This window comes from Pseudomonas sp. 32_A (genome assembly GCF_017490905.1).
Classification (GTDB): domain Bacteria; phylum Pseudomonadota; class Gammaproteobacteria; order Pseudomonadales; family Pseudomonadaceae; genus Aquipseudomonas; species Aquipseudomonas inefficax.
The window spans coordinates 25925-39347 of record NZ_JAFGYI010000004.1 but is presented as its reverse complement, the minus strand read 5'-3'; the positions used below and the strand labels follow the sequence as shown (position 1 = coordinate 39347).

Here is a 13423-nt window from a genome sequence, read left to right as displayed (position 1 = left end):
CGGCTCGTCGACAGGGCCCCGAGGGGCCTTGCCTTCGACTTGGCGCGCCGCGCATAGTTAATACCCGGCACCTTGGCTAAGAAGGGATTTCGTAGTGCGTCGGCTTCGGATTGCCTCAGCTCTGATCGTCAGCTTGCTGACCTTGCTCTGCATGTTCCCGGCTGCGGCCGAACATGACGGAGGCTGGGCCGTTCTGCTCGACGAACAGGCCAACCTGCAACTGAGCGATGTGCGTTCCGAGCGTTACCGCAACCAGTTCAGCCCGCTGGTACTTGCCGAACTGGATGCCGCACCTGCGGAACAGGCCCTGTGGCTGCACTACCGCCTGGAGCCCGGCGAGCAGGAACAACTGCTGCGGGTTTTCGCCCCAGACCTTTCCGGCCTGGACCTCTACGCCCTCGAGGGCGACCAGCTTCTGCGTCAGCTGCACCATGGGCGCCAGGCCGGCAATGCCAGCCCGACCCTGCGCGGCAGCGACCATGTATTGCCCCTGCCCAACAGCAAGCAACCCCTGGATATCTACCTGCGCCTGGTTTCCGAACACCAGCTACGCCCGGCCATCAGCCTGGAGCCTGCGGCCGTGGCAGCCTCCGACCAGCGCCAGCCACTGCTGTTCGGCATGCTGTTCGGCGGGCTGGTGATGCTGATCCTGCACAACCTGATCCGCTTCCTCTACAGCCGCTCCAACACCACCCTGATACTGGCGCTGTACCATGGCCTGATGCTGCTCAGCGGCCTGATCCTGCTGAACCTCAGCGGCCCCTGGTGGCACGTGTGGCATAGCGCGCAAACACCCGCCGCATACCTGACGCTGGTCCTGGCCGGCCTGGCCGGGCTGTGTTTCACCCAGCATTTCTTCTCGCCATGCAACTCGCCACGGCTCAACCGCCTGCTGCAGGGCGAGATGCTGGTGGCCGGGGTGAGCGGATTGGTGCTGCTGTTCGTCGACACCCTGCCGCTCAACCTGATGACCTACGCCCTGATGGCCCTGGGCAGCGTGAGCATGCTGCTGGTCAGCAGCTACCACTGGTACAAGGGCTATGCGCCAGCACGCCTGTTCAGCCTGGCCATGGTGGTGTTCAACCTCGGTGGCCTGGTGCTGCTGCCGGCGCTGCTGGGCCTGACTCGTACCTCGACACCCTGGCTGCTGTGCATCCTGCTGGGCCTGACCGTGGCCAGCGGCCTGCTGCTCAACCTGGCAGTCAGCGAACGCCTGCGACGCATGAGCGAGGAGCGCTTCAGCGCCAGCCGCGCCCTGGCCGCCAGCGATGCCGAGATCAACGCCAAGGCCGAGTTCCTGGCCAAGATCAGCCACGAAATCCGCACCCCCATGAACGGTGTGCTGGGCATGACCGAACTGCTGCTTGGCACGCCGCTGTCGGTCAAGCAGCGCGACTACGTGCAGACCATTCACAGCGCCGGCAACGAACTGCTCACGCTGATCAACGAGATTCTCGACATTTCCAAGCTGGAATCCCGGCAGATCGAACTCGATGATGTGCAGTTCGACCTCAACGCCCTGATCGAGGATTGCCTGAACATCTTCCGCGCCAAGGCCGAACAACAGAACATCGAACTGATCAGCTTCACCCAGCCGCAGGTACCACGGGTGATCAGCGGCGACCCGACGCGCCTGCGCCAGGCCTTGTCGAGCCTGCTGGAGAATGCCCTGAAAAACACCAGCCAGGGCGAGATCCTGCTGGTAGTGGCGTTGGACCAGCGCGGCGAGGTACCGCGCCTGCGCATCGCCGTGCAGGACAGCGGCGAACCGTTGCCTGCCGCTGACCGCGAAGCCCTGCTGCAGGCCGAGTTGCACAGCCATCACTTCCTCTCCAGCAACAAGCTGGGCGGCCACCTGGGGCTGGTCATCGCCAAGCAGTTGATCGGCCTGATGCAGGGTGAGTTCGGTATCAAGAGCAGCACCGGCATGGGCAACACCCTGTGGCTGACCCTGCCACTGGACCCTTCGCGCCTGGAACAGCCACCGGCAGACCTCGACAGCCCGCTGCGCGATGCCCGCGTGCTGGTGGTGGACGACAACGACACCTGCCGCAAGGTGCTGGTACAGCAGTGCAGCGCCTGGGGCATGAACGTCAGCGCAGTCCCGTCGGGCAAGGAAGCCTTGGCCCTGCTGCGCACCAAGGCTCATCTGCGCGACTACTTCGATGCCGTGCTGCTGGACCAGAACATGCCAGGCATGACCGGCATGCAGCTGGCCGCCAAGATCAAGGAAGACCCGAGCCTGAACCACGACATCCTGGTGGTGATGCTTACCGGCATCAGCAATGCGCCGAGCAAGGTCATTGCGCGCAACGCCGGGGTCAAGCGGATCCTCGCCAAGCCGGTGGCCGGCTACACGCTGAAAACCACCCTGGCCGAAGAGCTGGCCCAACGCGGCCGCGAGCAAGCCGTACCGCCCAGTTTGCCCGGCAGCCCCCAGGCACTGGACCTGCCCGGCGACTTCCGCGTGCTGGTCGCCGAGGACAACAGCATTTCGACCAAGGTGATCCGCGGCATGCTCGGCAAGCTCAACCTTGAGCCCGACACCGCCAGCAATGGCGAAGAGGCCTTGCAGGCGATGAAGGCGCAGCACTATGACCTGGTGCTGATGGACTGCGAGATGCCGATACTGGACGGTTTCTCGGCCACCCAGCAACTGCGCGCCTGGGAAGCCGCCAACCAGCGCCAGCGCACCCCGGTGGTGGCGCTGACCGCGCACATACTTGCTGAACACAAGGAACGCGCCCGCCTGGCGGGCATGGACGGGCACATGGCCAAGCCGGTGGAATTGTCACAGTTGCGAGAGCTGATCCAGTACTGGGCCAATCAGCGGGAAGCCAAGGTGGATCCGGTGCATAGTTCCTGATCTCAGGCGCCTGTGCCGTCCTCTTCGCGGGTAAACCCGCTCCCACAGGGATAGCATTGCCTTCAGGCCTTGTGCAGTACCTGTGGGAGCGGGTTCACCCGCGAAGAGGCCGGCACAGGCTATTAACAGAATCTGCTGATAAACTCTGCCCAGCCATAACTGCCTGGACCAGCCCCCATGCTCCATGAGTTGTTCAGCGTCTACCTGAAAATGCTCGTGCTCTACAGCCCGTTCTTCGTGCTGTCGTGCTTCATCAGCCTGACCCGCGGCCACTCCAGCAAAGAGCGCAAGCAGCTGGCATGGAAGGTGGCTATTGCCGCGCTCGTCGCCAGTGTCCTGCTGTACCTGTTCGGGCGGGCGATCTTCGGCATCTTCGGCATCACCGCCGACGCTTTCCGCATCGGCGCGGGCAGCGTGCTGTTCATTTCGGCACTGGGCATGGCTCAAGGCAAGTCCGCAGTACAGGCCGACAACGTGCAGCAGGACGTCACCATCGTACCGCTGACCATCCCGCTCACCGTTGGCCCCGGCACCATCGGTGCACTGCTGGTAATGGGCGTCGGCCACCCGCATTGGGACGACAAGCTGTTGGCCATCATCAGCATAGCCCTGGCCAGCTTCACCGTCGGCCTGGTGCTGTACCTGTCACACCGTATCGAGCGCATCCTAGGCGACCAGGGCCTGCAGATCGTCAGCCGCCTGATGGGGCTGTTCGTCTGCGCCCTGGCGGCGCAGATCATCTTCACCGGAATCAAGGGCTACCTGACCTCCTAGAGGGCGTAATCCAGAACACGCTGCATGGACACCTGCACCACCCGGTCCTGCACCTTGGGCAAGAAGCTGTGCTCGAAAGCCAGCAGGTTGAAACGTATCAACTCCGCACGCACGTTCCGGTAGCTGCGCTTGTGGCTGATGAAGCCCGCGCCGAAGGCCGAGCGCGTGTCGGTCTCATGGTAAAGCACCATATCCACACGATTGGCACCGGCCGGCGCACACGGCAACAACTGGAAGTGCTGGCGTTCATAGGCGCGCCGCTCAAGCTCCTGCAGAACCGACGGGTTGGCCAGCAGCTTCTGCATGGAGATGCCAATGGCCGAGGCAAAATGTTCGCCGGCGGTTACCGCAATGGTTTCCAGTACCTGATCGGCCTGCCGGGCGCGGCGCTGGTCGGGCCAATGAAGCTGCTCGGCAGACACGGCGTCCCAGCCCATGTACTTGAGCTGGTTGCGGTAATAGGCAAACCAGTCCTTGACCAGCCCTTCCCTGCACGCCGTCTCGGTCGCGCGCTCGGCCATCGCCAGGGCCAGTTTCACCTTGGTTTTCTGCGCTGCGGAAATACCCGGCAGGAACGAGACAATTCCTGCACCGATCACGGCAGACGTGGCGTCACTCATGATGTGCTCCTGTTGCTGGCGCATGAGGATCGAATCGGTAGTCACCCTGGGCATCCTTCAGTTTCATCAATGCCTGCAGTTCGTCACGCTGGTGTTGGAAGCGCCCGTTATCCAGCAACATAGAAACTGCATTGAACTCGGCTTCCCCCTGAAGCAATTGTTCGCTTAGCAATCCATCCAGCGAGACGCCCGACATCGGCTTGTCGATTTGCAAGGTAATGCTGCAAAGCTCGAGGGCCGGTCCTGGCTTGAGCAGGCCAAGCTCGATCACCAACTGCGAACGCTGCGCCTGGTCCTGCGCGCTGAATTTCAGCAAATGGCAACAACCTGCTGCTGATCGTTCCAGGCCCGCCTTTACCGCGGCCAGCACGGCCTCGTGGCGGATCGAGCGTATTTTCAGCCACGCCTCAAGTGGCTGAGCCTGCGCGCTACGCGCGGGTTGCCCCAACTGTTTGAGATCATGCGTGCTGGCCAGCTTGATCCAGCCCAGTTGGCGGTATGCATCTCGGTAGGCGGCGTACCAGCCTTCGTAGTTTTCAAAGCGTGACCCAGCGTTCTTGTTGGCCAACAACTGCGCGTAAAGTATCGAGTCGAAGGCGGCCTGACGTTGAATCGGGCCGGTTCCCGCGGGATACAGCAACGCCGTTCCGCCAATCAACATCAGTTGTTCAACTTTTTTATCCATTGCGTTGCCTCGTCACAAGGAGTCGAAAAGGCGGCGTTGCGCCAACGCCGCCTTGCACTCAGATGTCGTACTGGAGAACGTTCTCGACGCTGCGCACGCCGAGTTTGTTTTCCACGGTTTCGCGGATTTTGTCGTAGACGAAGGTATTGAGCGTGAGCACCGCCGTACCGGCGTAATACTGCGTCTTGTCCAGCTTCCATTGGATGCCCAGCAAATCGTCATCCAGTTTCGGAGCGCCGGCCTGAATGCAGCTCACCACCATCACCACATCGTTGTTTGCGGTTTCGATGCACGCGGCCAGCCCGACCATGCCCCTGGCCTTGTTCTTGCGCTTGTGGTCGAGCACCTTGGCGTCGTTCTTGACGGTGCTCAGTTTGTCGAAAGCGCTCTTCGCCAGGTCAGCCAGCACCGTGCCACCCAGCATGGCATTGCCGGCAGCCCCTATCGCACGGATAGCGACGGCGCCTACGGTGACAGACAGCTCGGCCGAAGTTTCCAGCTCGAAGCTGCGACGCGGGATGGTAAAGCCGAGATCACGCATGACATCGACGAATTTGTCGTACCACTGCCTGCTCTGTTTTTCGGCGTCAAAGGCTTTGTCGGCCACCAGCGTGGCAAAGTGGAAGGCATTTTTCACATCGTGACGGTTTTGCGCAGACATGCCAGCGCCGCAGGCGAGCAGGTTGCCTTCGACCAGGATGGCGGAGTCGTTGGTGGTGGTGCCTTGGGTTGCTTCGGACATCTGGAAACTCCTTGGTGGTTGCCCCATGAGTCAGGGGCAGCCACCTTAGCCAGCGCGGGCGATACGCAACGCGCTGAAGGGTTTCCGACGTATTCAGGAGGCCGAGGGATACCAACGTGGCGTGTAGGCCCACACTCCACCCGACAGGCGAGGAAACACGCAGGTTGTCGAGGAGCCCACCAGCACCATGGTGCGCATGTCGACCATTTCCGGCAGCAGCTCGGCCAATGTGACGACATTCAGCGTCTGCCCCGGCCTACCGATATCTCGGCCAAGGACTACAGGCGTGTTCCCCTCGCGGTGCCGACGCACGACCTCCAGCGCCACCCCAAGCTGGTGTGGCCTGGCCTTGGAAATCGGGTTGTAGAACGCCAGCACCAGGTCGGCCTGGGCCGCCAGGTCCAGGCGCTTTTCAATGATCGACCAAGGCTTGAGGTTGTCCGACAGCGACATCACGCAGAAGTCATGCCCCAGCGGCGCGCCTGCCTGCGCGGCCGTCGCGAGCGAAGCCGACACCCCCGGCAGTATCTCGAGATCGACGCGATGCCAAGCGGGGTCGCTCGACTCGTGCAACGCTTCGAGCACCGCAGCAGCCATGGCGAACACGCCTGGGTCGCCAGACGAAACCACCACCACCGAACGCCCTTGGGCCGCCAGTTCGAAAGCGTGCCGGGCACGCTGCATCTCTTCACGGTTATCGGTGCAGTGCAGCACCTGGTCGTCACGGAACGGACCGGCCATGCGCACGTAGGTTTCGTAACCGAGCACATCCTCGGCCCGCGCCAGTTCGGCCTTGACCGCCGGCACCATCAGCTCGGCTGCACCCGGCCCCAGGCCAATGACCGCCAGGCGACCCCGACGACGGCCAACCTGCATCACCTCGACCGGGGCAGGCGCCACCGCGATGACTATATCTGCCACCTCGATCAGTTGCGCAGCGGGCAATGCCGCAGCAACCATGCCCGCCACATCATGCATCTTGCCGGCAAAGCGCAAGGGGACACCCAGGGCCTGTGCCGCTTCGTGCAGGGCGCCATCGGCCATGGCTTGCTCGTCGGCCAGCAGGCAGGCCACTGCGGGCTCGGCGATGCCGGCCTGCTGCAATGCCGCACGGATACTGGCCAGGCTGCCGCCGGCAACACCCACTACCACCGAACGCGGGTGGATCAGCAGCTCGTCGCGACTGGCCGGGCGGGCCTGGTGCCCCACATGGATGGTACGCCGGGCAGCCTCGCTGGCAGGCAACTGCGCCTGCTGCAGCCACGGCGCGTCACCTTCGATGCGCACCGCCTCGCCAGCCAGCAGGTCGGAGACGAAGCGCTTGCCTTGTTCGATATCCCCCAACGCATAGCCTTGCGGCGGGTTCAGCAGACAGGTGCCGAAACGCAGCTCGCCGCTGGTGGTGATCGCCGCAGCAACACCCAATGCTTCAGCGATCTGGCGCGCGATCACGTTCACACCGCCAAGGCCACCGAGCAACGGCACCACGGCACTGCCGTCTTCGGCCACGGCCAGTACCGGTGGCTCGACACCTTTCTCGCTGAGCAGGCTGGCCAGGCTGCGGATGACGATACCCGCCGCGCACAGGGCGATGATCGGTGTGTTCTGCTGGTACAGCTCGCGCAGGGTATCGCCGAATGCGGTGTAGCAAAGGTCGGCACCCTCGACCCGGCCTTCCAGCCCATGGATCGACGCTTGTGGATAACACTGCTGGATACGCTGCGCCGTGGCCAGGCTGCCCTGGCCAAGAATGACGATCGCCGGTGCCTGGTGCATGTTCAGCCCTGCCATTTTTCACCCGGTACGATGATCAGCGAGAAGTACGGTGAGGACTGTGGGTCGACCTGGCCCAGCGGCACGATCTTCTGGTTGGCCATGGTCGCCCGCTCCACATACAGCGCGCGCCCGTCCAGGCTCAGTTCGGCCAGCACTTCGCGCACCTTGGGGAAGTTGCGGCCAAGTTTCATGATCACCGCCGCGTCGGCGTCGGCCAGGCGACGCTTGAGCTCTTCGGCCGGCAACACGCCAGACAGCACCGACAGGCTCTGGTTGCGGTATACCAACGGCGCGCCCAGTACCGAGGCGCCACCGAGCATCGAGCAGACGCCCGGGATCACTTCGGCCTCGTAGCGCTGCGCCAGTCGGTCGTGCAGGTACATGTAGGAACCGTAAAAGAACGGGTCGCCTTCGCAGATAACCGCCACGTCGCGGCCGGCATCCAGGTGCTCGGCTACCTGCACGCTGGCCTCGTCGTAGAAGTCGCTGATTACCTGCTCATAGGACAGCGGCGCCGGCAGCGCTTCGGTGGTTACCGGGTAGACCAGCGGCAGCAAGGTCTGCTCGGGCTGCAGGTGCGCCTCGATGATGCCGAAGGCGTTACCGCGCTTGCCCTTGGCCACGAAGTAGCCAACCACGGGCGCTTCACGCAGCAGGCGCAGGGCCTTGAGGGTAATCAGTTCAGGGTCGCCAGGGCCTACGCCCAGGCCGAGCAGACGTCCACGCGGCGCCATCATTCCACCTCCGTGGCCAGGGCGTTGACCGCGGCGGCGGCCATCGCGCTGCCGCCCAGGCGGCCCTGCATGATCACGAACGGCACGCCACGGCTGTCGGCGGCGAGCATCGCCTTGGACTCGGCGGCACCGACGAAACCGACCGGGAAGCCGAGGATCAACGCCGGCTTGGGGGCGCCGGCGTCGAGCATTTCCAGCAGGTAGAACAGTGCGGTAGGCGCGTTGCCGATCACCACCACACTGCCTTCCAGATGCGGTCGCCACAGCTCCAGGGCCACGGCGGAACGGGTGTTGCCGGCGTCTTTCGCCAGGCCCGGTACGCTCGGGTCGCGCAGGGTGCAGATGACCTTGTTGTCGGCGGGCAGGCGGGCGCGGGTGATGCCTTCGGCGACCATGTGCGCGTCGCACAGGATCGGCGCGCCGTTCAGCAACGCCTCGCGCCCGGCCCGGCCGGCACCTTCGGAGAACTGCAGGCCGTCGATGGCGTCAACCATGCCACAGGCGTGGATCACGCGCACGGCGAGCTTTTCGAGGTCTGCGGGGATCCGCTCGAGTCGGGCTTCTTCGCGGATGATCCGGAAGGAGTTGCGATAGATCTCCTGACCATCGCGGATGTAGTCAATCATCAAGGTGCTCCGTCGGCAGGTCGAGCATGGCGCCTGCTTCATTCAAGGTAAGGTCGGTGGCGCGCAGGGCGCCGAAGCCCGGCTGGCGTGCATCACGCAGGTACAGGTCGTAACGGCCCGGCGCGCGGGCCAGCAGGGTGGCCGGGGCAACATGGGCCACGGCGCAGGATCGGGGGCAACCGGACAAGTGCACGCTGCCGGGCAAGCCAGGGCCGAGCAGTGCCGCCAGGGTGACGGCGTCGGCCTTGGTCTCGCCCAGGGCCTTGGCACAGCCACTGGCGCCGGTACAGGCGCTTATGCGTGCCAGCGGCTCATGGTCGTGGCACAGCAGGCCCAAGGCGGACAACTCGGCCTGGGCGTGGTCGATGTGTTGCGCTTGCAGGTTGGTCAGCACCAGGCTTTGCCAGGGGCTCAGGCGAAGGCTGCCATCGCCATGTTCACCGGCAACGCGCGCAGCACCACGCAGCATGGCCGGGGTCAGGCGCCCCTGCGGCGGGGCAACGCCAAAGGCGAGGCCCTGCGCCTGCGGCAGAACGCCCAGCCACGAGACGCTGCGCGGTTCACGCCGCCATGCGAGCACGGCGGCATCGCGGCGGACGGCCAGGCCAAGCCCGTCGATGAAATCGGTTGCCGAACACACCTCGAGCAACTGGCGCATGCGCGACTGTACCGGGGTCGCCAGGTCGAGGAAACGCTCCAGCACCGCACACACCAGTGCAAGGCCTTGTTCCGCCGGCACCGCGCCGAGCACCTTGCCGTCTGCCGGGCAACCCGCCAGGCCAAACGCCAGCCAGGTCTGCTGCTCCAGGCGCAGGGCCGACAGCCACAGGTCATGGGGGTGTTCGAGCATGGCCAGGTTTTCGCCGGCATCCAGCTGCACGGCGAACTTGGCCGACAACTGGTGAAAACGCGGGGTGCCTTCCAGCAGGTCGAGGATCTGCCCTGCCAGCGGCCGAGCGTCCAGCAGCATCGCCGGGTCATGCCCGGCCAGCGGGCTGAGCATCAGGTTGCGCACATCGTCCCCGGCGGCATCACGTGGCCCCAGGCCAGCAGCGAGCAGTGTCTCGACCAGGCCGCGATGCTCGCTGCCGATGCCGCGAATCTGCAGGTTGCCGCGGTTGGTGGCTTCGATCACGCCACCGGCGAAACGCTCGGCAGCCGCCGCCACCGCATCGGCCTGGTCGGCCAGCAGCAGGCCGCCCGGCAGCTTGATGCGGCAGATGCCGCCATCACGGGCACTGACGATACGCCACAACCCCGGGCAGGCCGAGGGGCGGGGCGATACATGGGGGGCATTGGCCTGGGTCAATGGGGCGTCCGGCAATCTGTGAAAATGCGCTTGAGTGTAGAAGGCGCGGTATTATGCCTGCTTTGTCCGGCGGCATGAAAAGCCGGTGGTCGAGCATCATCGACGATCGAGTGGAAATCCAGGACCGCGGCGCCTTCTTCGCGGGCATGCCCGCTCCCACAGGACCGCCGCTGCCCTCAACGGCTGCGCTGCACCGGTGGGAGCGGGCGAGCCCGCGAAGGGGCGCGCAGCGGCCCCAAAAATGGCGGAATGAAATACATGGCACCCTGGCTGACAGTAGTAGGTATCGGCGAAGACGGCTTCAGCGGCCTGGGCAAGCAGGCCCGGCGCGCGCTGCTGGGCGCTGCGCGGATCTTCGGCAGCCCGCGCCAGCTGGCCTTGCTGCCACGCTGCGTGGCCGGCGAACGGCTGGGCTGGCCAAGCCCGTTCTCGCTGGCCCCGGTACTGGCCCTGCGCGGCGAGCCGGTGTGCGTACTGGCCAGCGGCGACCCGATGTTCTACGGCGTGGGCGCCAGCCTGGCGCGCCAACTGCCCGCCGCTGAAATGCGCGTGCTGTCGATGCCCTCCTCCTGTGCCCTGGCTGCCGCCCGCCTGGGCTGGTCGCTGCAGGATGTGCAGGTGGTATCGCTGGTCGCTCGGCCCCTGGCAGCGCTCAATGCCCACCTGCACAGCGGCTTGCGCCTGCTGGTGCTGAGCAACGACGGCGACAGCCCGGCAGCAATTGCCACGCAACTGCGCGAGCGGGGCTTCGGGCCAAGCCGCCTGCGGGTCTTCGAACACTTGGGTGGCGTGGACGAACGTGAGTTGGCCGGCACCGCCCAGGACTGGCCGCACAGCGACGTCGCCGCGCTCAACCTGGTAGCCATCGAGTGCCTGGCCACGCCCGAGGCCCCGCGCCTGCACCGGCTGGCCGGGCTGCCGGACAGCGCCTTCCGGCATGACGGCCAGCTGACCAAACGCGATGTCCGTGCCATCACCCTGGCCCGCCTGGCACCGCAGCCCGGCGAGCTGCTGTGGGATGTGGGCGCCGGCTGCGGCTCGATCGGCATCGAATGGATGCGCGCCCATCCGGCCTGCCGCGCCCTGGCCATCGAGGCCGACGAAGGCCGCCAGGGTTTCATCGAACACAACCGCGATGCGCTGGGTGTACCCGGCCTGCAACTGGTCCGCGGCAAGGCCCCGGCAGCGCTGGAAGGCCTGGAGCAACCGGATGCTGTCTTCATCGGTGGCGGCGTCACCCGCGAAGGTGTGCTCGACCTGTGCTGGGCAAACCTGCGCCCGGGTGGCCGGCTGGTAGCCAACGCCGTGACCCTGCAAAGCGAGCTGGCCCTGGCCCATTTCCGTGAGCGCCACGGCGGCGAGCTGACTCGCATCCATGTCGCCCATGCCCAGCCACTGGGCGCGTTCGACACTTGGCGCCAGGCGCTGCCGATTACCTTGCTGGATGTGGTGAAACCCGCCCATGCGTGAAGAAACCCGCGAACAGCCCGCCCCATTGCGCAGCGGCCTGACCACCGGCAGTTGCGCCACTGCCACCAGCCTGGCGGCAGCACGCTTGCTGCTGCTCGGCGAGAGCAGCGATGCCGTCAGCATCACCCTGCCCAAGGGCAAGGTGGTGCAGATGCGCCTGGAGTTCTGCCGTCTCACCAACCAAGGTGCCGAAGCGGGCACGCTCAAGGACGCCGGCGACGACCCGGACGTGACCCACGGCGCCCTGCTCTACAGCCAGGTGCGCCTGTTGGCCGAACCGGGCATCCGTTTTGTCGCCGGTACTGGCGTCGGCACCGTGACCCGCCCGGGGCTGGTGCTGGCGGTGGGTGAGCCAGCCATCAACCCGGTGCCGCGGCGCATGATCAGTGAACACCTGCAACGCCTGGCGGACGAATGCAGCTACCCCGGCGGCTTCGAGGTCACGGTCAATGTGCAGGGCGGCGAGCAACTGGCCCTGAAGACCATGAACCCGCGCCTGGGCATCCTCGGCGGGCTGTCGATCCTCGGCACCAGCGGCATCGTGCGGCCGTTTTCCTGCGCGGCCTACATCGCCTCGATCCACCAAGGCATCGACGTCGCCCACACCAACGGCTACACACATATCGCCGCCTGTACCGGCAACGCCAGCGAAGACACCATGCGCCGCGTCTATGGCCTGCCGGAGATAGCCCTGATCGAAATGGGCGACTTCGTCGGTGCAGTGCTCAAGCACCTGCGCAAGGTGCCGGTGCCACGCCTGACCCTTTGCGGCGGCTTCGGCAAGATCAGCAAACTGGCTGCCGGACACATGGACCTGCACAGCCGCCACTCCAGCATCGACCTGCCACAACTGGCCGACTGGGCGGCGGACATCGGCGCCGACGAGGCGCTGCAGGCATCGATCATTGCCGCCAACACCAGCCAGCAGGCCCTGGCACTGGCCCATGCCGCCGGTATCCACTTGGGTGACGCGGTGTGCGCCCACGCCCTGGCCTTCGCTCGCAGCGTGGTGCCGGCGCAGGTACAGGTGGAGGTGTTCGCCATCGACCGCCAGGGCGGCATCGTCGGCCGGGCGGGTGTGCAATGAACGGGCGCATCCTGCTGCTGGGCGGCGTCACTGAAGCCCTGGCCATCGCTCGCCGTCTGGGCCCGCAGCACGTCTACAGCCTGGCGGGCATCGGCCGGGTGCCGCAGGACCTGCAATGCCAGGTTCGGGTCGGCGGCTTTGGTGGCGCCGAAGGGTTGGCCAACTACCTGCGCGAGGCTGGCATCACGTTGCTTATCGATGCCACCCATCCCTATGCCGCGCAAATCAGCAGCAATGCTGCCAACGCCGCGCGCATGGCCGGTATCCCGTGCTGGGCCTTGCGCCGCCCGGCCTGGCAGGCACAAGCCGGGGACGACTGGCGCGAGGTCGAGGACTGGGCAGGTTTGATCGGGGCACTCAAGCCGTTTCGCAGGCCATTGTTCACGCTGGGGCGTGAACCGCTGCAACATCTGGACGAGATACCGCCAGAGCAATTCTGGACCTTGCGGGCGCTGGAGGCGTGCCCTGGCAACGATCGCTGCGAAGTGATTGGTGCGCGGGGGCCATTCCATATAGAGGATGAGCGGGCATTGTTCCTGCGCCGCAAGATCGATGTGCTGATAAGCAAGAACAGTGGCAGCGTGGCGACCGAACCGAAGCTGGAGGTGGCGCGGGAGCTGGGCGTGCCGGTGCTGATCCTCAAGCGCCCGCCGTTGCCGGAGGTGGACCGGGCTTTCGACTCACTGCCTGATCTGACTGCAGCGCTCGACCTGCGCGAGTAAGGTGGGAGCGGG

The 13423-nt window shown here is 65.4% G+C and carries 12 protein-coding genes; 5 read left to right on the top strand and 7 right to left on the bottom strand.

The annotated features are described in order from the left end of the window. The first annotated feature begins 94 nt into the window (after window positions 1-94). Window positions 95-2866 (top strand): hybrid sensor histidine kinase/response regulator, encoded by a 2772-nt coding sequence (locus J5M58_RS03790; protein ID WP_112253635.1) that lies wholly within the window; start codon window positions 95-97, stop codon window positions 2864-2866. Between the two features lie 177 nt (window positions 2867-3043). After that, window positions 3044-3640, top strand: coding sequence for a MarC family protein (locus J5M58_RS03785; RefSeq protein WP_112253636.1), 597 nt, complete (start codon window positions 3044-3046; stop codon window positions 3638-3640). On the opposite strand, the gene J5M58_RS03780 is transcribed toward J5M58_RS03785, so the two are convergent. From J5M58_RS03780 to cobG, 7 genes are all read right to left on the bottom strand, one after another. Continuing rightward, a complete protein-coding gene (locus J5M58_RS03780) occupies window positions 3637-4260 on the bottom strand; it encodes a hypothetical protein (RefSeq protein WP_112253637.1) in 624 nt (207 codons plus the stop codon). The two genes, J5M58_RS03785 and J5M58_RS03780, sit on opposite strands and share 4 nt — an antisense overlap. Continuing rightward, window positions 4253-4945 carry a hypothetical protein gene (locus J5M58_RS03775; RefSeq protein ID WP_243432187.1) on the bottom strand — a complete coding sequence of 231 codons (693 nt, stop codon included), beginning with the start codon at window positions 4943-4945 and terminating at the stop codon, window positions 4253-4255. The genes J5M58_RS03780 and J5M58_RS03775 overlap by 8 nt, the downstream gene beginning before the upstream one ends. Before the next feature lie 58 nt (window positions 4946-5003). After that, window positions 5004-5687: a hypothetical protein gene (locus tag J5M58_RS03770; RefSeq protein ID WP_112253638.1), complete on the bottom strand. Its 684-nt coding sequence runs from the start codon at window positions 5685-5687 to the stop codon at window positions 5004-5006. Window positions 5688-5780: 93 nt separating this feature from the next. Continuing rightward, window positions 5781-7478 carry a precorrin-3B C(17)-methyltransferase gene (cobJ, locus tag J5M58_RS03765; protein WP_207877201.1) on the bottom strand — a complete coding sequence of 566 codons (1698 nt, stop codon included), beginning with the start codon at window positions 7476-7478 and terminating at the stop codon, window positions 5781-5783. Further along, window positions 7466-8200 carry a precorrin-2 C(20)-methyltransferase gene (locus J5M58_RS03760; protein WP_207877199.1) on the bottom strand — a complete coding sequence of 245 codons (735 nt, stop codon included), beginning with the start codon at window positions 8198-8200 and terminating at the stop codon, window positions 7466-7468. The genes cobJ and J5M58_RS03760 overlap by 13 nt, the downstream gene beginning before the upstream one ends. After that, window positions 8197-8823 carry a precorrin-8X methylmutase gene (locus J5M58_RS03755; protein WP_003257545.1) on the bottom strand — a complete coding sequence of 209 codons (627 nt, stop codon included), beginning with the start codon at window positions 8821-8823 and terminating at the stop codon, window positions 8197-8199. Before J5M58_RS03755 ends, J5M58_RS03760 begins: the two co-directional genes overlap by 4 nt. Beyond that, a complete protein-coding gene (gene cobG / locus J5M58_RS03750) occupies window positions 8816-10147 on the bottom strand; it encodes a precorrin-3B synthase (RefSeq protein ID WP_207877197.1) in 1332 nt (443 codons plus the stop codon). Before cobG ends, J5M58_RS03755 begins: the two co-directional genes overlap by 8 nt. A gap of 243 nt (window positions 10148-10390) precedes the next feature. Between cobG and cbiE the strand changes: the two genes are divergently transcribed. Genes cbiE through J5M58_RS03735 form a run of 3 tightly spaced genes read left to right on the top strand, consistent with a single transcriptional unit; the run spans window position 10391 to window position 13411 of the window. After that, window positions 10391-11602 carry a precorrin-6y C5,15-methyltransferase (decarboxylating) subunit CbiE gene (gene cbiE, locus J5M58_RS03745; protein WP_207877195.1) on the top strand — a complete coding sequence of 404 codons (1212 nt, stop codon included), beginning with the start codon at window positions 10391-10393 and terminating at the stop codon, window positions 11600-11602. Next, on the top strand, window positions 11595-12689 hold the full coding sequence (locus tag J5M58_RS03740) for a cobalt-precorrin-5B (C(1))-methyltransferase (protein WP_207877193.1): 1095 nt from the start codon (window positions 11595-11597) through the stop codon (window positions 12687-12689). The genes cbiE and J5M58_RS03740 overlap by 8 nt, the downstream gene beginning before the upstream one ends. Further along, window positions 12686-13411: a cobalt-precorrin-6A reductase gene (locus J5M58_RS03735; protein ID WP_207877191.1), complete on the top strand. Its 726-nt coding sequence runs from the start codon at window positions 12686-12688 to the stop codon at window positions 13409-13411. Before J5M58_RS03740 ends, J5M58_RS03735 begins: the two co-directional genes overlap by 4 nt. Window positions 13412-13423 lie beyond the last annotated feature (12 nt).